We start from the raw sequence: 20929 nt of genomic DNA, 5'->3' as shown, positions 1-20929 counted from the left end.
GTCTTCTCGCTGCGGGATCTTTTTCCCGAGTGGCTCCGCCACGAGGGAAAAAGCTGTCCTCGCGAGAAGACGACTGAGAACCCGCTGCGGTGCCGGTTGCGTGCTGGGTCGCTGCTCAGCGGCTTCGCCGCTGACAGGACGAGGGTTGCGGGGGTTGTTCGGGCGGGGCGGTGAGTTCACGGGTTTGGGTTCGCGTTGATGAGGGACGGATACGAGGGACGCCATGCGAGATCTAGTGAGCGGGGGCGCGATGGGGCTGGACTTCAACCGGCGGCTCAAGACTGCTCTGACCGGGGATTCGGGGACGCCGCTGGTGTTCCTGGGGAACTTCGAGGTCGAACAGCGGTGGGCTCTCGGTGAGCTCGGGCTGCCCCGGTTCTCGGCGCCCGGCGGGACCGCGGTGGTCAACCGCATGGACGAGTTCGCGCTGCTGCCGGCGAGCGCCGCGGACCACGTGCTGGTCAAAGCGCCGCCGGACCCGGACCACCTGGACCACCTGCGCGAGCTGGGATTGCCGGTGCCGACGGTGCACGCGGTCGCGCGGCAGGACGCGCAGCGGATCGTCACCGAGGACGTGCTCGACGACCCGGCGCTGCTGGACGTGCTGCGCGAGCTCGCGGCTGCAGGCGCGCGGCTCGCCCCGCACGGCGTCTCCGAACTTGAAGAACGGCTCTGCGACGTGACCGGGCTGCCGCTGGCGGCCCCGGGAGCGGCGTTGTGCAAAGCGGTGAACAGCAAGGTCTACAGCCGGATCGCCGCCGACGAGCTCGGCCTGCGCCAGCCGCGCGGCTGGACCTGCGAGACCGTCGCCGAACTGGACGCTGCCGTCGCCGCGGCCCGTGAACTGGTCGAAGCGGGCACCAAGGTCGTGGTGAAGGAAGCCTTCGGCGTCTCCGGCAAGGGGATCGCGGTGGTGGACTCGGTCCGCCGCCTGGACCGGCTGCACCGGATGCTCGCCGAGAAGGCCGGGAACTCCGGGGGCCGGATGGCCTTCGTGATCGAGCAGTGGGTCGCCAAGCGCGCCGACCTGAACTACCAGTTCACCGTGCACCGCGACGCAACGGTGCGGTTCGACTTCGTCAAGGAAGCGCTCACCGACGGTGGAGTCCACAAAGGACACCGATTCCCGGCCGCGCTGGACGCCGACCAGCTCGCGGTCGTGGAGAAGTCCGCCGCGCTGATCGGCTCCCGGCTCGCCGCCGACGGCTACTACGGGGTGGTCGGAGTGGACGCGCTGGTCGAGCCGAACGGCGAGCTGTTCCCGCTGCTGGAGATCAACGCCCGGAACAACATGTCCACCTACCAGCTGCCGCTGCAGGAGCGGTTCACCGGCGCCGGCCAGGTCGCGCTCGCCCGGCACCACGCGCTGCGGCTCACCCGGCCGCTGCCGTTCGCCGAGGTCCGGGCCGCGCTCGACGACCTGCTCTGGAAGGACGGCACCGGGCTGGTGGTGGACAACTTCGCCACAGCCAACGCCGCCGCCGGATCCGGTGAGCCCTTCGACGGCAGGCTCTACGGCTTCCTGGTGGCGGACTCGACCGACCGGCTCGGCGCGCTCGACGCCGAGATCAGCGCCCGCCTGGCGGGGATGGAGGCGACCGCATGAGCGAGTTCACCGTGCAGGGCAACGGGATCACCGAACTGGCGGCCGAATTCGGCACGCCGATGTACCTCTACGACGGCGACGAGCTGGCGGGCGGCCTGACCGCGCTGCGCGAGCGGCTGCACCCGGCGCTGGAAGTGTTCTTCTCGCTCAAGGCGAACCCGAACGTCGCGATCTGCCGGTTGCTGCACGAGAACGGGGCGCGCGCCGAGGTCTCCTCGATGGCGGAGCTGCTCACCGCCCGCCGAGCCGGGGTCGAACCCCGCGACATCCTGTTCCTCGGGCCGGGCAAGAGCCGCGCGGAGATCGAAGCCTGCCTGGACGAGGACATCTGCGCGATCATCTGCGAGTCCTTCCCGGAACTCGCGGTCATCGACGAGCTCGCCGCGCGGCGCGGCCGGGCCGCGCGGGTCGTGCTGCGGGTGAACCCGAACTTCTCGGTGAAGGGCTCCGGCCTGACGATGGGCGGCAAACCCCGCCAGTTCGGCTTCGACGAGGACCAGCTGCTCGCCGACCCGGAACTGGCCGCCCGCCACCCGCACGTGCGGCTGATGGGGGTCCAGGTCTACATGGGCACCCGGATCCTGTCCGAGGACAGCGTCGCGGAGAACACCCGGCAGATCCTGGAGGTCGCCGACCGGCTCACCGCGCACCTGGGGTTCGCACCCGAACTGGTGGACGTCGGCGGCGGACTCGGCGTTGCCTACTTCGACAACGAGTCCGACCTGGACGTGGACGTGCTCACCGGGCTGGTGAACCCGCTCATCGACGACTTCGCCGCGCGGCACCCCGGGACCAGGCTGGTGATGGAGCTGGGCCGGTTCCTCACCGCGAACGCCGGTACCTACGTCACCCGCGTGCAGTACGTGAAGACCTCGCACGGGGAGCGATTCGCCGTCGCCGACGGCGGCACCAACCACCACATGGCCGCGGTGGGCATCGGGTCCTTCGTGAAGCGGAACTTCCCGATCCGGGTGCTGGACCGCTGGGACGAGCCCGCGAGCGAGACCTGGAACATCACCGGACCGCTGTGCACCCCGAACGACGTGATCGGCAAGAAGGTCGAGCTGCCGCCGCTGCGGGCGGGCGACCTGATCGGGGTGCTGCGCTCCGGCGCCTACGGGCCCAGCGCCTCCCCGGTGCTGTTCCTCAGCCACGGCCACCCGGCCGAAGTGCTCGTCCACGACGGTCGCGCGCGGCTGGTGCGCCGCCGCGACGAGCCCGCGGACCTGCTGCGGGCGCAGGAACCGGAGGACGCGCCCGCCGAGCCGGTGCGCTCCTGACCGACGACAACCCACCTGGAGAGGGCGATCCCATGCCGCAGAACACCACCACCCCCGACCGCGCGACGACGGTGACGAGCGTGATCACCGAGCTCAAGGCGGTGCTGGACTACGAGCTGCCCGAGCTCACCGAGCAGTCGAAGATCTTCGAGGAACTGGGCCTGGACTCCACCGGCGTCTTCGAACTGATGATGCGGCTGGAGGAGGCGCTGGACATCGAGTTCGACACCGACAGCCTGGAGATGGGCCACTTCGAGACGGTGGGCACGCTGACCGATTTCGTCCTGGGCGAGTCGGGGAGCTGACCGTGTACCGGACTTCGGCGGCGCCCGCGCCGCACGGGACCAGCTCCCCGGTGCTGGGGCTGCGCAGCATCGTGCACCGCCGCTTCCCGGCCGGGGAGCACCGGATCGACGACGAGTTCTCGCTGCGCCACTTCCAAGACCTCACCGCCGCCTACGGGGTGGCGCACCGGCCGGACCTGGCCGACCGCGGCAACCCGTTCGCGGCGATGGCCGCCGCGCTGATCACCGAGCACGACCTGGTGGCCGAGCCGGTGCAGCTGGGCGTCGTCGCGCACGCGACGCCGGACCTGGACTGCCGGCTCGCGGCGCCGACCTACCTGTCCGAGGTGCTGGTGCCGGACGGGCTGACGTTCACGCTCACCGACAACGGGGTGTGCGCCCCGTTCGCCGCGCTGCGGCTGGCGTCCTGCTACGCGCAGCGGCACGGCTACGAGCGCGTGCTGGTGGTGCTGGCCGACCAGGCCGCGCTGCCCTACGAACCGGAGTGCACCCCGGCGGCGGCCGCCCGCGGCGACGCCGCGGTGGTGCTGCTGCTGGAACGCGACCGGGGACGGCCGCCGCTCGCGGTGCGGGAGCAGCCCGGCGTGGCGCGCGCGGACGTGCCCGCCGTCGCCGAATCCCTGCTCGCCGAGCTGTGCGGCCCGCAGCGGCCGGTGATCGTGGCCGGTCCGGCGCTCGATCCGGAGCGCGACCTGCCCGGCCGCGAGGTGCGGAGGGTGGCACCGGGCCTGCCGTGCACCGGCGTGTGGGCGGAGCTGGCCGACGGCACCGGCCCGCTGGCGCTGGTGGACTACGACGAGACCACCCGCGACCTGGGGGTCTGCGTGCTCGCGGGGCCGCGATGACGGGCCGGATCCGGGAGCTCGGCCCGCTGCTGCGCGGGCGCGCGCGGCAGGAGGGCCTGGTCCCGGCTCTGGCCGGGCTGCACGCGGCGCTGAGCCCGCGAGCGCCGCACCACGGGCCCACCGGGTTCGCGGTGGCGCCCGCGGAACTCGCCGACGGCGGCGCGGAGCGCACCGAGCGGTTGCCCGGCGGCGAGGTCGTGGTGCTGCGCGGGGAACCCGGCGCCGAACCGGAGGACTGGGGCGAGGCCGTGGTGTGGCTGCGGCTCGGGTGCTCCGAAGCGCTGCGCGAGACCGCCGTCGGCCACCTCGGCGAGCGCGTCTCCGGGGGTTCCGCGCTGCTGCACCGGCAACTGGTGCGGGCGCAGCTCGCCGACGCGCTCACCGGGCAGCTGGAGGTCCGGGCCGTGCTGGACCGGCCCGAGCCGCGCACCGCCGCCGACCTCGCCCACGCGCACGACCGGCTCAGCGCCGCCGACCGCGGCTTGGCGCGGCTGCTCGGCGCGAGCGGCTACCTGCTCGGCGGGCCGGGGCACGTCGCGGACGTCTCCGCGCTGCTCGCCGCCGCTTACGCGCACCCGGAGGAGCCATGACCGACCGCTGGTACCGGGAGCTGCGGCAGCGCTTCCGGGAGCTGGGCGCGGACCTGCGCCCGCACGCGCTGGAGCTGGACCGCGATCCGGAGGCGATCCGGGCGCACTTCGACCTGCCCGCCGTGCGCTACCTGGCCGCGATGGGCGTTCCGGCGGAGTACGGCCACGATCCGGAGCCGATCGCGGGCAGGCCCTGCCACGGCGCGCTGGCCCGCGAACGCGTCGTGATCATGGAGGAGCTGGCCGCCGCCGACGCCGGCATGCTGGTGGCCGCGCCGGGTCCGCTGCTGGCCGGGGTGCTGGTCGGCCTGGTCGCCGACGAGCGGCAGCGCGAGCTGTTCTACGGCCGGATGCTGCAACGTCCGCTGTGGACGTTCTTCGCGCTCACCGAACCGGACCGCGGCTCCGACGCCGCCGGGCTCACCACCTCGTTGCGGCCCGCCGACGACGGCGGATACCTGCTCACCGGGGCGAAGCGCTACGTCGGCAACGCGTGCCGCGCGCAGCTCGGCGTGGTCTTCGCCCGCACCGGGCCCGGCCCGCTGGGCATCGTGCCGGTGCTGCTGGAGACCCCGGCCGAGGGCTTCACCGCCGAACCGCTGCCCAGCATCGGGTTGCGCGGGGCGCGGATCAGCGCCATCGAGCTCGACGAGGTGCGGGTGCCGGAGGAGAACGTGCTCGGGCGGCACCTGTCGCCGACCCGGCGCGGCATGTGGGCGTTCGTGCAGACCTTCAACCTGCTGCGCCCCGGCGTCGCGGCGATCGGCGTGGGCATGGCGCGCGCCGCCCACGAGTACGTGCTCGCGCACCGCCGCGCACCGTCCAAGGACGAGCGGCACCGGATCGACGCGCTGGGCAGGCGCATCGACGGCGCCCGCGCGCTGACCGAGCGGGCGGCCGAGGCGGTGGACGCGCGCACCTCCGACGGGCACCTCGCCTCGGCCGCGAAGCTGCGCGCCGGGAACCTCGCCGAGGAGGCCGCGCTGCTGGCCTGCGAGTTCTTCGGCCCCGCGGCCCGGCTGGAGCACCCGCTGCTGGACAAGCTGGTGCGGGACGCGAAGTCCCTGGAGTTCATCGAGGGCACCACCCACGTGCAGCAGCTCAACCTCGCCCAAGGACTCGTCTCGGGGAAGGTCGACGGCACCCGGCGTTCCGCGTAGCGGGCGCGGCCGTGCTTTCCCGTGCGGCGGCCCTGGAACCGCGGGGGCTCGTCAGCTCGAAGTCAGCCTGGTGTCAGCGGGCAGGAGCAGCATCGGGAGAGCCGGTGCGGGACGGCGGTCGCGAGACCGGAATTCCGCGTCGCAGCGGGAGATCCCCGGCACCGGCGGAGCGCGCCGCGAGGCCGCCCGCAGCCACGCCGGCCCAGCCGGGCCGCCCGAGCAGCAACGGAGACCCCATGCCCGAGAGACCGACGTTCGCGGTGGTGCCCGGCGCGCAGGTGCACGAGGTGCTCAGCGGCCGGGAGCGCGAGCTGGTGGACCTGGTCGCCGACACCTACCGGCTGCACGGCGCCGGGGACACGGTGAACCCGCCGTCCTACTTCCTGCGCTTCCCGGACCGGCCGGAGTCGCGGATCATCGCGCTGCCGGCCTCGGTCGGCGGAGCCGTCGCGGTGGACGGCATCAAGTGGATCTCCAGCTTCCCGCGCAACATCGACTCCGGGCTGCCGCGCGCCTCGGCGGTGCTGGTGCTCAACGATCCGGCCACCGGATATCCGCTGGCGTGCCTGGAGAGCTCCATCATCAGCGCCGTGCGCACCGCGGCCTCGGCGGCGCTGGCCGCCGACCGGCTCAGCGCGCAGGGCCGCAGGCCGCGCCGGGTCGGGTTCGTGGGCACCGGCCTGATCGCCCGCTACATCCACACCTACCTGCTCGGCTCGGGATGGGACTTCGACGAGGTCGGGGTGCACGACCTCGACGCCGAGCACGCCGAGGGGTTCCGGTCCTACCTGGAGACCACCGGTTCCGCGGGCCGGGTCAAGGTGCACGGCGGCTGCGAGGACCTGGTGCGCGCCAGCGACCTCGTCGTGTTCGCCACCGTCGCCGGGACCCCGCACGTGTCCGAGCCCGCCTGGTTCGAGCACGCGCCGCTGGTGCTGCACGTGTCGCTGCGCGACCTGTCGCCGGAAGTGGTGCTGGCCGCGCAGAACGTGGTGGACGACGTGGAGCACTGCCTCAAGGCGAACACCTCGGTGCACCTGGCCGAGCAGCGCACCGGCGGGCGCGACTTCCTCGACGGCACCCTCGCCGAGGTGATGGACGGCCGCGTCCGGCTGGACGCCGAGCGGCCGGTGGTGTTCTCGCCGTTCGGGCTGGGCGTGCTGGACCTCGCGGTGGGCAAGTACGTCCACGACGAGCTGGCCCGCGGCGGCGAGTTGCGGGTGGTCGAGGACTTCTTCTACGAGCTGGATCGCTACGGGAAGCGCTGAGCCTCGGCTCGGCGTGGGCGGGAGACGTCGCGTGCCTGTCATCACGAGACCGCACGAGTTCAACGTGGACGACCTCTACGTGGACCTGCTGCGGGCGACCGGCCACAGGTTGTTCCTCAAGTGCGAGGGGTTCAACTTCGCCGGTTCCATCAAGCTGAAGGCGGCCGCCGAGATGATCGCCGCGGCCGAACGAGCGGGGCAGCTGACCCCCGGGACGATGCTGGTCGAGAGCTCGTCCGGGAACCTCGGCGTCGCGCTGAGCGTGGTCGCCGCCAGCCGCGGCTACCGGTTCGTCTGCGTCACCGACGCGCGCTGCAACCTGGGCGCCCGGCAGCTGATGCAGTCGCTGGGCGCCGAGGTGCAGGTGATCGGCGAACCGGACGCGGAGGGCGGTCTGCTCGGCGCGCGGCTGCGTCGGGTGAAGCGGATCTGCGCGGAGAACGAGGGCAGCGTCTGGCTCAACCAGTACGCGAACCCGGCGAACTGGCTCGCGCACTACCGCGCGACCGGTCCCGAGGTGCTGCGCGACTTCCCCGACCTGGACGTGCTGTTCGTCGGCGCCGGCACCACCGGGACGTTGATGGGCTGCGCGCGCTACCTGCGCGAGGTGCGGCCCGCGGTGCGGGTGGTGGCGATCGACTCGGAAGGTTCGGTCACCTTCGGCACCCCGCCCGCGCCGCGCATGATCCCCGGGCTGGGCACCGGGGTCCGCCCGCAGCTGCTCGACGAGTCCTTCGTGGACGACGTGGTGCACGTGGCGGAGGTGGACACGGTGCGCACGGCGCGGCGGCTGGTGGCCGACGGATTCGTGTTCGGCGGCTCCACCGGAACCGTGGTGTGCGGCGCGGCCCGCTGGCTGGAGCGCAACGGCGCCGGGCCGGAGACGACCGCCGTGGCGCTCGCCCCGGACCTGGGGGAGCGGTACCTGGACACGGTGCACAACGAGCAGTGGGTCAGCGACATCTACGGCGCGGACGCGATCGCCTCGGCCGATCTCGGCGGAGGGGTGACCGGGGCGTGAGGTCTTCGAGGAGAGTGCGATGACGGCGGTCGAGACACCGAGCCTGCCGCTTTCGGCGGGACAGCGCGACATCTGGTTCGACGAGGTGGCGGCGGCGAGCGCCCCGGGCGAGTCCGGCGGGAGCGACTCCGGCGGGAGCGCCGCGTGCAACTCCGGCGGGAGCGCCGCTTACAACACCGCCGGGTACCTGGACATCTCCGGGCCGTTGGACGTGGAGCTGTTCACCCGCGCGGTCGCCGGGCTGGTGGCCGAAGCCGAGTGCATGCGCTGCCGCTTCACCGAGGTCGACGGCGAACCCCGGCAGTGCGTGGAACCGCTGCCCGAGCCGCCGCTGCAGCTGCGCGACTTCAGCGGCGAGACCGACCCGGCCGCCGCCGCGCGGGACTGGATCACCGAGGAGCTGGGCCGTCCCTTCGCGCTCACCGAGTTCCCGCTGTTCCGGCTGGCCCTGGTGCGGGTCGGGCCGGATCGGGTGTTCTTCTCGATGTGCATCCACCACCTGCTGTGCGACGGGTTCAGCCAGGTGGTGTTCTGGCGCAGGCTGGGCGAGCTCTACGACGCGCTGCGCACCGGTGAGTCCGCTGTGGACGGTGCGCTGCCGCCGCTGCGCGAGCTGATCGACGCCGAGGCCTCCTACGCGGTGTCCGGGCAGGCCGGCCGGGACCGCGAGTTCTGGGCGAAGCGCTTCCCGCGGACTCCCGACCTGGTCACGCTCTCCCGCACGGACGCCGCGCCCGCGCAGCGCTTCCACCGCGCCACCGAGGTGGTGGGCCACCGCGTGCTGGAACGGGTGCGGGCCGCCGCGCGCGAGGCGAAGGTGACCGTGCCGACCGTGCTGCTGGCCGCTTTCGGCCTCTACACCCAGCGGATGACCGGCGGCCCGGACGTGCTGCTGTCGATGCCGGTGACCGCGCGGGTGAACCGCCGGATGCGCGCGATCCCCGGCATGGTGAACAACTACGTGCCGCTGCGGCTGCGGGTGCACCCCGAGATGTCCCGCGCGGAACTGCTCAAGCAGCTCTCCGGCGAGCTCGCCGGGGCGATCAAGCACCAGCGGCACCGGGTCAGCCGCATCCGGCAGGGCATGGGCCTGGCCAGCGACGACAACCGGCCGTTCGGCCCGTTCGTGAACGTGCTGCCGCAGGAGACCCGGCCGAGCCTCGGCGACTGCGAGGTCGTCGTGCACAACCTGTCCACCGGGCTCGTCGACGACGTGGAGGTCACCGTCGTCGACGCCCCCGACGGCGGGGTGGAGGTGCACCTGAGCGCGAACCGCGCCCGGTACTCCGAGCAGGAGACCCGGGAGCACTCGGCCCGGTTCTGCGCGTTCCTGCGCCGGTTCGCCGAGCTGGACCCGGGTGGCAGGCTCGCGCAGCTGGAGCTGGTCGGCGAGCACGAGCGGCAGCGGCTGCTGCGCGCCGGCACCGGGCCGGACGGACCGGTGGACCCGGTGGACGTCGTCGTCCGGGTGCGCGAGCGCGCCGCGCGCACCCCGGACGCGGTCGCGGTCGCCGACGACGCGGGCGAGGTGAGCTACGCGGAGCTGGTGGCTCGGGCGAGCGCAGTCTCCCGCCGGGTGCCGTCGGGCGTGGTCGGGGTGCTGGCCGCGCCGGGCACCGGGTTCGTCACGGCGGTGCTGGGCGTGCTCGGTTCGGGCGCGGCGTTCCTGCCGCTGGACGTGCACGCGCCCGCGGGGCGCACCGCGGGGCTGATCGCGGACGCGGGCTGCGCCTGCCTGATCACCGATGCCGCGCACCGCGAGCTCGCCGCCGAGGTGGCCGGCTCGGCGGACGTGCTGGTGCTGGACGGCGCCGCCGACGCGGAGCTGCTGCCCGTGGCGGGCGCGGACGACGACCTCGGGTACGTGATCTTCACGTCGGGCTCCACCGGTCGCCCGAAGGGCGCGATGGTGCACCGCCGCGGCATGACCAACCACCTGCTCGCGAAGGTGGAGGACCTGTCCTTGGTCGAGGGCGATGTGCTCGTGCACAACGCGCCGGTGACCTTCGACATCGCGGTGTGGCAAATGCTCGCGGGCCTGCTCACCGGCGCTCGGGTCCGGGTGGTGCGGCGGGACGTGGCCGCCGACCCGGACTCGCTGTTCCCGCTGGCGGCGGCGGAATCCGTGACGGTGCTGGAGGTGGTGCCCTCGCTGCTGCGGGCCGCGCTGGACGGCTGGGACGCCGGGCTCGCGGTGCCCGCGCTGAGCGCGCTGCGCCTGCTGGTCGTCACCGGCGAACCGCTGCCGCCGGACCTGTGCACCCGCTGGTTCGCCCGGTTCCCGGGCATCCCGCTGGTGAACGCCTACGGGCCCACCGAGTGCTCCGACGACGTCACCCACGGCAGGTTCGCCGCCGGGGAGCAGGAGTTCGGCGTGCGGGTGCCGATCGGGCGTCCGGTGCGCCGCACCAGCCTCTACGTGCTCGGCGACCAGCTGCGCCCGGTGCCGGAGGGCGTGCCGGGGGAGCTCTACGTCGGTGGCACCGGCGTCGGCCGCGGTTACCTCGGTGATCCGGCGAAGACGGCGCTCGCGTTCCTGCCGGACCCGTTCGCCGCCGACGGCTCCCGGATGTACCGCACCGGGGACCGCGTGGTGCTGCGCCCCGACGGGCAGCTGGAGTTCCTGGAGCGCCGCGACTTCCAGGTGAAGATCCGCGGCCACCGCATCGAGCTCGGCGAGATCGAAGTCGCCCTGCGCCAGGTCGAAGGCGTGGCCGACGCCGCCGTCGCGGTGGTGCCGGACCAGGCCGGGCACAAGCGGCTCGTCGCCCACCTGGTGCCGACCGAGCCGGGAACGCCGCTGGACACCGCGCGGGTGCGCGCGGATCTCGGCGCCGCGCTGCCGTCGTACATGGTCCCGGCGGTGGCGATGACCTTGGACCGGTTGCCGTTGACGGGGAATGGAAAAGTGGATCGCACAGCGCTGCCCAAGCCGGAACTCACCGCCGCCTCGGCCACCCGCTCGCGGACGCCGCAGGAGGAGGTGCTGTGCACCGTGCTCGCCGAGGTGCTGGGCCTGCCCTCGGTGGACGTGGACGACAACTTCTTCGCCATCGGCGGCGACAGCATCAGCTCCATCCAGGTGGTCGCCCGCGCCCGCGGCGCCGGACTGGCGCTCACCCCGCGCGAGATCTTCCGCTGCAAGACGGTCGCCGAGCTGGCGAAGGTCGTGCAGCCGATCGGCGCCCGCGCGCTGCCGAGCGCGGCCGACGGCGTCGGCGCGGTCGAGCTGACCCCGATCGCCGAGCAGCTGCGCGAGGACGCGGGCACCCGCACCGAGCAGGTCCGCGAGTTCAGCCAGCACGTGGTGCTCGCGCTGCCGGACGGGGTGACCGCCGACTCGCTGGTCCCCGCGCTGCAGGCCGTGCTCGACCACCACGACGCGCTGCGCCTGGTGCTGCACGTGCCCGCCGAGGGCTTCTGGGCGCTGGAGACCGCGCCCGCCGGCTCGGTCGACGCGGCCGAGCTGCTGCGCACCGCCGACGCCGCCGGGGACGCGGACGCCGAGTGCGCCCGGCTGGTCCGCGAGGCCCGCGCCGAGCTCGCCCCGCAGGACGGGAAGGTGCTGCGCGCGGTCCTGGTGCGCACCGGTGCGGGCCGCCGCGACCGGCTGGTGCTGGTGGTGCACCACCTCGCCGTGGACGGGGTGTCCTGGCGGGTGCTGGTGCCGGACCTGGCCGCCGCCTGGCGGGCGGTGGACTCCGGCGATCCCGTGGAGCTGGGCGCGGTGGGCACCTCGCTGCGCCGCTGGGCGCAGGTCCTCGGGGAGCAGGCCCGTTCCACGGCGCGGATGCGGGAGCTGCCGGTGTGGACCGAGCAGCTGCGCGACTGCGGTCCGCTGGGGGATCGCCCGCTGGACCCGGCCCGCGACGTGCGCGGCACCGCCCGCTCGCTGCGGGTGGAGCTGTCGGCGGAGACCACCGGCGCGCTGCTCACCGAGGTGCCCGCCGCGTTCCACGCCGAGATCAACCCGGTGCTGCTGACCGGGCTCGCGATCGCGCTGGCCGACCGGCGCCACCGGCGCGGGCTCGCGGGCACCGCCTCCCGGATCGAGCTGGAGGGCCACGGCCGCACCGGTCTGTCCGAGGACCTGGACCCGAGCCGGACGGTGGGCTGGTTCGCCTCCGCGTTCCCGGTGCGGCTGGACCCCGGCGAGCTCGACGCGGCGGAGGTCTTCGCCGGTGGACCGGCGATCGCCGAGGCGTTCAAGCCGGTGAAGGAGCAACTGCGCGCGCTGCCGGACGACGGGCTGGGCTACGGCCTGCTGCGCTACGTCAACCCGCAGACCCGCGCCGCGCTCGCCGCCGCCGGGCGGCCCGAGATCGGCTTCAACTACCTCGGCCGCTTCGGCGTGGACGAGGAGGCGGAGTGGTCGTTCACCGGCGGCGGGGAGGCCGTCGGCGTGGGCGAGCACCCGGACATGCCGCTGCGCTACGCGGTGGAGTTCGCCTCGCTCACGGAGGACCGCGCCGACGGGCCGCACCTGGTGGTGGACTGCACCTGGGCGGGCGAGCTGCTGTCCGAACAGGACGCTCGCGAACTCACCGAGGGCTGGTTGCGGGCGCTGGAGGCGCTGGCCCGCCACGCCGCCACCCCCGGCGCCGGCGGTCGCACGCCCTCGGACTTCCCGCTGCTGGCGTTGCCGCAGCAGGAGATCACCGGTCTGGAGCGCGAGCTCGGCCCGATCGAGGACCTGCTGCCGCCGACCCCGCTGCAGAAGGGGCTGCTGCTGCAGGCCGAGCGGGACCAGGACGGCCTGGACGTCTACACGCTCCAGGTGACCGTGGACCTGGAAGGTCCGCTGGACACCGACGCCGTCCGCGCCGCCGGGCAGGCCCTGCTGCGCAGGCATCCCGCGCTGCGCTCCGGTTTCCGCCACCTCCGCTCCGGCGAGCCGGTGCAGGTGGTGCTGCCGGAGGTCGAGCTGCCCTGGCAGGAGACCGACCTGTCGCACCTGCCCGCGGACGAGCGCGCCGCTGAACTGGAACGGCTCACCGAGCAGGAGTGGGCCCGCCGCTTCGACCTCGCCCGGCCGCCGCTGGTGCGCCTAGGTGTGGTGCGCACCGGGCCCGACCGCTTCCGTCTCATGTGGACGGTGCACCACGTGGTGCTGGACGGCTGGTCCAACCCGATCTTCGGCCGGGAGCTGTTCGAGCTCACCGCCAACGGCGGGGACGCGGGCGCGCTGCCCGAGGTGGCGCGCTACTCCGGCTACCTGGAATGGCTGGCCCGCCAGGACGTCGAGGCCGCCCGGGAGGCGTGGAGCGCGGCGCTGGGCACCGCGGACGAGCCGACGCTGCTGGCCCCCGGCGCGGCCGGGCACGCCCCGGAACTGCCCGAGGCGCTGGTGGTGGACCTGCCGGACGGGCTCACCGGGCGGCTCGACGAGTTCGCCCGCGCCCACCGGCTCACGCCGAACACCGTGGTCCAGGGCGTGTGGGCGATCCTGCTGGGTCAGCTCACCGGCCGCCGCGACGTCGTGTTCGGCGCGGTGCACTCCGGCCGCCCGGCGGAGCTGCCCGGCGTGGAGGCGGTGCTGGGCTCGTTCCTGACCACGCTGCCCGTCCGGGTCGACGCCACGCCGGGCCGCCCGGTCGCCGCGCTGCTCGCCGAGCTCCAGGAGCAGCAGTTCGCGCTGGACCCGCACCGGCACCTGGGCCTGCCCGAGGTGCAGCGGACCGCGGGCACGAGCGCCGCCCTGTTCGACACGGTGCTGAGCTTCCACAACTACCCGATGTCCGACGCCCGCGAGCTCAGCGGCATCGTCCCCGGCGTGCGGGCCCTCGGCGGCCTCGCCAGGGTCGTCGCCGAATACCCGCTCGCGCTGGGCGTCTACCCCGGCGAACCGATGCGGCTGGAGGCGCAGTTCCAGCCCGCGCTGCTGGACGCCGCCACCGCCGCCGGGATCGTGGACCGCTTCGTGCGGCTGCTGCGCGCCGTGCTCGCCGAGCCCGACGTGCGGGTGGGAGCGCTGGAGTCGCTCACCCCGCAGCAGCGGCTGGAGGTCGAGCGCTTCGGTGGCACCATCACCGAGGCCCCGCGCGCGGTCGCCCCGGACCTGCTGGCCGAGCAGGCCCGCGCGCGCCCGGAGCACGAGGCCGTGGTGTTCGGCGCGGACTCCCGCAGCTACGGCGAGCTGGCCGGGCGCGCGAACCGGCTGGCCCGCTGGCTCATCGCGCGCGGCGCCGAGCCGGAAGGCCTGGTCGCGCTGGTGCTGCCGCGCTCGCACCTGATGGTGGAGGCGGTGGCCGGCGTGCTGGCCAGCGGCGCGGCCTACCTGCCGGTGGACCCGAAGCTGCCCGCCGAGCGCATCGAGCACATGCTCGCCGACGCCCGCCCCGCGCTCGTGCTGGGCACCGGCGGCACCCTCGCCGGGCTGTCCGATGTGGACGTTCCGGTGGTGGCGCTGGACGGCGTGCGGGACGAGCTCGCCGCGTTCGACGACGCCCCGGTGACCGACGCGGAGCGGGCCCGGCCGCTGCTGCCCGAGCACCCGGCCTACGTCATCTACACCTCCGGCTCCACCGGCCGCCCCAAGGGCGTCGTGGTCCCGCACGGGTCGCTGTGCGCGATGATCGCCAGCCACGGCGAGCGGTTCGGCCTGGACCGCGACAGCCGGATGCTGCTGTTCGCCTCGTTCAGCTTCGACGCCTCCGTGTGGGAGATCGGCCTCGCGCTGCTGCGCGGCGGCACCCTGGTGCTCACCGACGACGAGACCCGGATGCCGGGCGAGCCGCTGGTGGACCTGATCTCCGCCGCGGGCATCACGCACCTCGGCATCCCGCCGGTGGTCGCCGCCTCGCTGCCCGCGGGCAGCGCACTGCCCGCCGGGCTCACCGTGGTGGTCGCGGGCGAGGCCTGCTCCGCCGAAGTGGTGGCCCGCTGGGCCGACCGGGTCCGGCTGTTCAACGGCTACGGGCCCACCGAGGCCGTGGTCGGCGCCACGATCAGCGGACCGCTCTCAGGCGACCAGCGCCCGCCGATCGGCGAACCCACCACCGCGCACCAGGTGCACGTGCTCGACGCGGCGCTGCGGCCCGTTCCGGTCGGCGCCGTCGGCGAGATCTACCTCAGCGGCGGGCTCGCCCGCGGCTACCTGGACCGGCCGGGCCTCACCGCCGAGCGGTTCGTGGCCGACCCGTTCCGGGACGGTGGCGAACGGATGTACCGCACCGGCGACCTCGGGCGATGGCGCCCGGACGGGCAGCTGGACTACGCGGGCCGCTCCGACGACCAGGTGCAGCTGCGCGGATTCCGCATCGAACTCGGCGAAGTCGAATCGGTGCTCGGGGCGCACCCCGAGGTGGAGCAGGCCGTGGTCGTGGTCCGCGAAGACGACTCGGGCGACAAGCGGCTCATCGGCTACGCCGTCACCGCCGGCGGCGACGGCGTGCTCCCGCGCGGCCTGCGCGAGCACCTCGCCGACTCGCTGCCGGACTACATGGTCCCGGCCGCGCTGGTGGCGCTCGGCTCCTTCCCGCTGACCTCGCAGGGCAAGGTCGACCGGGCCGCGCTGCCGGAACCCGAGTCCGCGCCGCAGGCGGGCCGCGCACCGCGCACCCCGGTGGAGGAGATCCTCTGCCACGTCTTCGCCGACGTGCTCGGCGTCCCGCAGGTGAGCATCGACGACGACTTCTTCGCCGCAGGCGGGCATTCGCTGCTGGCGACCCGCGTGGTGGGCCGGGCGCGCTCGGCGCTGAACGTGGAGCTGCCGATCAAGGACCTGTTCGAGGCGCGCACCGTCGCCGCGCTCGCCGAGCGGGTCGGCGGGGCCGAGCGCGCGCGGCGGTCGCTGGAACCGGCCGACCGCTCGGGCCGGCTCCCGCTGTCCTACGCGCAGCGCAGGCTCTGGTTCCTCAACCGGCTGGAAGCGGCGAGCACCGGCACCTACACCGTGCCGCTCGCGCTGCGGCTGACCGGGGAGCTCGACGTGGCGGCGATGCGCGCGGCGCTCGGCGACCTCGTCGACCGGCACGAGAGCCTGCGCACCGTCATCCCGGACGACGACGGCCTGCCGCACCAGCGGGTGCTGCCCGCGGCCGTCGCACGACCGGACCTGCCGGTGCGCGACCTCGACGAGGCCGAGCTGGGTGCGCGGCTGACCGCGGAGGCCGACCGCGGCTTCGACCTGAGCGCCGAAGCGCCGCTGCGCGCCCAGGTGTTCCGGCTCGACGCCCGCGAGCACGTGCTGCTGCTGGTGCTGCACCACACCGCGTTCGACGGCTGGTCCATCGCGCCGCTGACCCGCGACCTCACGTCGGCCTACCGGGCGCGCTGCGCGGGGAAGGCGCCGCGCTGGACACCGCTCCCGGTGCAGTACACCGACTACGCGGTCTGGCAGCGCGACGTGCTGGGCGCCCCGGACGACCCGGACAGCGCGCTCGCACGGCAGCTGGAGCACTGGACCCGTGCGCTCGCCGGGCTGCCCGAGGAACTGGCGCTGCCCACCGACTTCCCGCGTCCCGCCGTCGGCGGCAACCACGGCGACGAGGTCGAGTTCGTCGTGGAACCCGAGCTGTACGGGGGGCTGCTGGCGGTCGCGCGGGAAACCGGGGTCACCGCGTTCATGGTGTTCCAGGCCGCGCTGGCGGTGCTGCTGACCAAGCTCGGCGCCGGGACGGACATCCCGGTGGGCAGCCCGATCGCGGGCCGCACCGACGAGGCCACCGACGACCTGGTGGGCTTCTTCGTCAACACCATCGTGCTGCGCACCGACACCTCCGGGGACCCGGAGTTCGGCGAGCTGCTGCACCGGGTGCGGGAGGCCGACCTCGGCGCCTACGCCCACCAGGAGGTGCCGTTCGAGCAGGTCGTGGAGGCGTTGAACCCGCGCCGCTCGCTGTCCCGGCACCCGCTGTTCCAGGTGATGCTGGTGCTGCAGAACGACCAGGACGAGCCGGCCGCGCTGCCGGGCCTGGACGCGCGGGTGCAGCCGGTGGTCTCGCCGCGCGCCAAGTTCGACCTCACGGTGCAGCTCGACGAGCTGCACGCGGGCGGCGCGCCGGACCGCGTGCGGGGCGCGCTGGAGTACAGCACCGACCTGTTCCGTCGGGAGACGGTGGCCGCGCTGGCGCAGCGGTTCCTGCGGGTGCTCGCCGCGATCGCCGAGGACCCGTACCGGCGGCTCAGCGAGCTGGACGTGCTGCTGCCCGGCGAGGAAGCGGAGCTGCGCGGCACCGGCACCGGAGCGGTCGTCGCCGACGCCGCGGACGGCGTGGTGGAGCGGGTGCGCGAGCGCGCCGCCCGCACCCCGGACGCGATCGCCGTCGCCGACGACACCGGCGAGGTGAGCTACGCGGCGCTGGTCGCGCGGGCGAGCGCGCTGTCCCGGCGATTGCCGGGCGCGGGCCCGGTCGGCGTGCTGGCCGCGCCCGGAGCCGGTTTCGTCACCAGCGTGCTGGGCGTGCTCGGCGCCGGTGGCGCGTTCGTCCCGCTCGACGTGCACGCCCCGCGTCCGCGCCTCGCCGCGCTGCTCACCGACAGCGGCGCCCGGCACGTGGTGGCGGACGCGGCGCACGCGGAGCTCGCCGGGGAGGTCGTCGCGGACTCCGGCACGGCGGTCGAGGTGGTGGTGCTCGACGGCGTGGAGGACGCGGAGCTCGCCCCACCGCTGGGCTCCGATCCGGACCTCGGCTACGTGATCTTCACATCGGGTTCGACGGGTCGTCCGAAGGGCGCGATGGTGCACCGGCGCGGCATGGTCAACCACCTGCTGGCGAAGGTGGAGGACCTGGCGCTGGTGGAGGGCGACGTGCTGGTGCACAACGCGCCGGTGACCTTCGACATCGCGGTGTGGCAGATGCTCGCGGGCCTGCTCACCGGCGCCCGGACCCGGGTCGTTGCCCGCGAGGTCGCCGCGAACCCGGACGCGCTGTTCGCGCTGATCGGCTCCGACGGCGTGAGCGTGCTGGAGGTGGTGCCCACGCTGCTGCGGGCCGCCCTCGACTCCTGGGACACCGGGACGGCACCGGACCTGGCGGGGCTGCGCTGGCTCGTCGTCACCGGCGAAGCGCTGCCACCGGACCTGTGCGCCCGCTGGTTCGCCCGCTTCCCGGAGATCCCGCTGCTCAACGCCTACGGGCCCACCGAGTGCTCCGACGACGTCACGCACGCGGTGCTCACCGCCTCCGACGTGATCGGCGGCAGCCGCGCCCCGATCGGCCGGCCGGTGCGCAACACCCGGCTGCACGTGCTCGACGACCACCTGCGGCCGGTGCCCGCCGGGATCGTCGGGGAGCTCTACGTCGGCGGCACCGGAGTCGGCCGCGGCTACCTGGACGACCCGGCCAAGACCGCGCAGACCTTCCTGCCCGACCCGTTCGCGGCCGACGGATCGCGGATGTACCGCACCGGCGACCGGGTGCTGCAGCGGCCCGACGGGCAGCTGGAGTTCCTGGAACGGCGGGACTTCCAGGTGAAGATCCGCGGCCACCGCATCGAGCTCGGCGAGATCGAGGTCGCCCTGCGCGACCTGGACCGGGTCGGCGACGCCGTGGTGGACGTGGTCGTCGACCCCGGCGGGCACAAGCGGCTCGTCGGCTACCTGGTCGCCGCCGACGCGGACGGCGTCGAGGTCGAGCAGGTCCGCGACCGGCTCGCCCGCGTGCTCCCCGAGTACATGGTGCCGTCGGCGTGGGCAGTGCTCGCGGCGATGCCGACCACCGCGCACGGCAAGGTCGACCGCGCCGCGCTGCCCGCCCCCGAGATCACCGGCGAGGCCCGCGGCAGAGAACCGAGCGGCCCGGTGGAGGAAGCGCTGTGCGGCATCCTCGCCGACGTGCTCGGGCTGCCCGGAGTCGGCGCGGAGGAGAACTTCTTCGCCGTCGGCGGCGACAGCATCACCTCGATCCAGGTGGTCAGCCGCGCCCGCGCGGCCGGAATCCCGCTGGTGGTGGCCGACCTGTTCGTGCACCAGAACGTCGCCGCGCTCGCCCTCATCGCGCGGCAGCGCGAGCAGGAAGCGGGCGAGGACGCGGTCGAGGCGATGGGCCGGGTCTTCGACGAGGTCCGCGACACCGAAGGCACCGACCCGTTCGGCACCGTGCTCGCGATGCGCCCGGACCGCCCGCTCACGCCGGTGTTCTGCCTGCACAGCGGGGTCGGATTCAGCCTCCCGTACGTGGGCCTGACCGCGCACCTGGGCGACCGCCCGATCTACGGCCTGCAAGCGCCGGGGATCACCGAGCTCGCCGAGATCCCGGAGACGCTGCCCGAACTGGCCGCCGACTACGCCCGCCGGATCCGGGACATCCACCCGGACGGCCCGTACCACCTGCTCGGCTGGTCCTTCGGCGGCGTGCTCGCGCACGAGATCGCGGTGCGGCTGCAGGCCGACGGCGCCGAAGTCGGCGTGGTCGCCGACCTCGACGCCTACCCGCCGGAACCCGACGAGGGCGACGACGACGAGCAGGCGATGCTCGGCTGGGTCTGGGAGCTGATCGGGCACGAGCGGGCCGAGCTCACCGGCGACCGGCTCACCGACGACCGCATCGCCGACACCCTGGAGCAGGACGGCAACCCGCTCGCCGAGATGGGCCGCGACCGGGTGCTGGCGATGCTGCGGGTGATGCGCGCCCACTCGCGGATGTCGGTGCGCCACCGGCCCGGAGTGCTGCGCGGCTCGATGCTGCTGTTCACCGCCACCGGCGGGCTCTCCGAGCAGGAGATCGAGGCGAAGGCCCTGCGATGGGCGCCGCACGTGGACGGTGCCGTGCGCGCGCACCGGATCGACTGCGGGCACGACGACATGATGGACGCGGAACCGCTGGCCCGGATCGGTGTCGTGGTGGCCGCCGAGCTCGACCGGGTGGACCGGTCGCAGTCGGGAGGGGAACGATCGTGAGCGCAACAGCCGGCATCGCGGTGCCGGGCGGACCCGGTGCCGTGCTCATCGAAGTGGCCGCGGTGGCCGGCCGGAGGCTGCGCCACCTGCGCCGAGCCCCCGGCCGGTTCATCGGGATCACGCTGAACCCGCTGGTGTCGATCCTGGTGCTGGGCTACCTGTTCCAGAGCTCGATCACCATCCCGGGCGGCGGCGACTACCAGGAGTACCTGTTCGCGGGAGCCGCGCTGCAGGTCGGTCTGGCGGGGGTGGGGCCGACCGCGATCGCGGTCGCCTCGGACCGGCAGGGCGGGCTGATCGACCGGTTCCGCTCGCTGCCGATCTCCCGCGCGTCCGTCCTGTTCGGACACACCTGCGCGGACTTCCTGGTGGGGCTGGTCGGTCTGGTGGTCGTCACCGCGGTGGGCCTGCTGCTGGGCTGGCGCCCGCACGCCGGACCGCTGCAGGTGCTCGCCGGATTCGGGCTGCTGGCGGCGTTCCTCTACGTGATGCTCTGGGTCGGCGTGCTGCTGGGCATGGTGCTGCACAGCCTGGAGTCCATCGACTCGCTCGCACCGCTGATCGCCGTGGTGTTCCCGTTCCTGTCCAACGCCTTCCTGTCCGAGCAGAACCTGCCGGGCTGGCTGGTGCCGGTGGCCGCGTGGAACCCGATCAGCGCCGTCGCCACCGCGTGCAGGCAGCTGTGGGGCAATCCGGTCACCACCGGCACCGGATTTCCCTCCGAGCACCCGGGAATCGTGGTGCTGGTGACCCTGGCAGCCCTGTTCGCAGCGACCACCTGGATCAGCCTGCGCCGCTATCGCGATGCTTCTTGATGGGCTGTTGGCCGGTTGCTGACGTGGTCAGGTGGCGGAACCTCAGCCGCCTTCTCGCTGCGGGATCTTTTTCCCCAATGGCTCCGCCACGAGGGAAAAAGCTGTCCTCGCGAGAAGGCGGCTGAGAACCCGCGGGTGGTCTTCTTGCTCTGGTGGTCGCTGCTCAGCGGCTTCGCCGCTGACAGGACGAGGGCGAG

The 20929-nt window shown here is 74.0% G+C and carries 10 protein-coding genes; all 10 read left to right on the top strand.

From position 1 onward, the window contains the following. The first annotated feature begins 223 nt into the window (after nt 1-223). The 10 genes from ACWD38_RS21975 to ACWD38_RS21930 all read left to right on the top strand — a co-directional run bounded on the left by ACWD38_RS21975 (nt 224) and on the right by ACWD38_RS21930 (nt 20732). The gene (locus ACWD38_RS21975; RefSeq protein WP_450124796.1) at nt 224-1606 is read left to right on the top strand and encodes a preATP grasp domain-containing protein; all 1383 of its coding nucleotides are present in this window, start codon (nt 224-226) and stop codon (nt 1604-1606) included. Then, complete coding sequence (locus ACWD38_RS21970) at nt 1603-2886, top strand: type III PLP-dependent enzyme (RefSeq protein WP_450124795.1); 1284 nt, start codon at nt 1603-1605, stop codon at nt 2884-2886. The genes ACWD38_RS21975 and ACWD38_RS21970 overlap by 4 nt, the downstream gene beginning before the upstream one ends. A gap of 32 nt (nt 2887-2918) precedes the next feature. Beyond that, the gene (locus ACWD38_RS21965) at nt 2919-3191 is read left to right on the top strand and encodes an acyl carrier protein (protein WP_184476628.1); all 273 of its coding nucleotides are present in this window, start codon (nt 2919-2921) and stop codon (nt 3189-3191) included. A 2-nt stretch (nt 3192-3193) separates the two neighbouring features. After that, nucleotides 3194-4036 carry a hypothetical protein gene (locus ACWD38_RS21960; protein WP_450124794.1) on the top strand — a complete coding sequence of 281 codons (843 nt, stop codon included), beginning with the start codon at nt 3194-3196 and terminating at the stop codon, nt 4034-4036. Next, a complete protein-coding gene (locus ACWD38_RS21955; protein ID WP_450124793.1) occupies nt 4033-4626 on the top strand; it encodes a DUF2786 domain-containing protein in 594 nt (197 codons plus the stop codon). The genes ACWD38_RS21960 and ACWD38_RS21955 overlap by 4 nt, the downstream gene beginning before the upstream one ends. Beyond that, nucleotides 4623-5786 carry an acyl-CoA dehydrogenase family protein gene (locus tag ACWD38_RS21950; RefSeq protein WP_450124792.1) on the top strand — a complete coding sequence of 388 codons (1164 nt, stop codon included), beginning with the start codon at nt 4623-4625 and terminating at the stop codon, nt 5784-5786. Before ACWD38_RS21955 ends, ACWD38_RS21950 begins: the two co-directional genes overlap by 4 nt. Nucleotides 5787-6022: 236 nt before the next feature. Beyond that, nucleotides 6023-7054 carry a 2,3-diaminopropionate biosynthesis protein SbnB gene (gene sbnB / locus ACWD38_RS21945; RefSeq protein WP_450124791.1) on the top strand — a complete coding sequence of 344 codons (1032 nt, stop codon included), beginning with the start codon at nt 6023-6025 and terminating at the stop codon, nt 7052-7054. 31 nt (nt 7055-7085) lie between these two features. Beyond that, nucleotides 7086-8075, top strand: a complete 990-nt coding sequence (sbnA, locus tag ACWD38_RS21940) for a 2,3-diaminopropionate biosynthesis protein SbnA (protein WP_184476638.1) — start codon at nt 7086-7088, stop codon at nt 8073-8075. Nucleotides 8076-8094: 19 nt separating this feature from the next. Then, the gene (locus tag ACWD38_RS21935; protein ID WP_450124790.1) at nt 8095-19917 is read left to right on the top strand and encodes an amino acid adenylation domain-containing protein; all 11823 of its coding nucleotides are present in this window, start codon (nt 8095-8097) and stop codon (nt 19915-19917) included. After that, nucleotides 19914-20732 (top strand): ABC transporter permease, encoded by an 819-nt coding sequence (locus ACWD38_RS21930; protein ID WP_450124789.1) that lies wholly within the window; start codon nt 19914-19916, stop codon nt 20730-20732. Before ACWD38_RS21935 ends, ACWD38_RS21930 begins: the two co-directional genes overlap by 4 nt. The last annotated feature ends 197 nt before the right edge of the window (nt 20733-20929 follow it).

The sequence above is a fragment of the Saccharopolyspora sp. NPDC002578 genome, assembly GCF_053592695.1.
This window is presented reverse-complemented; position numbering and strand designations above follow the sequence as displayed.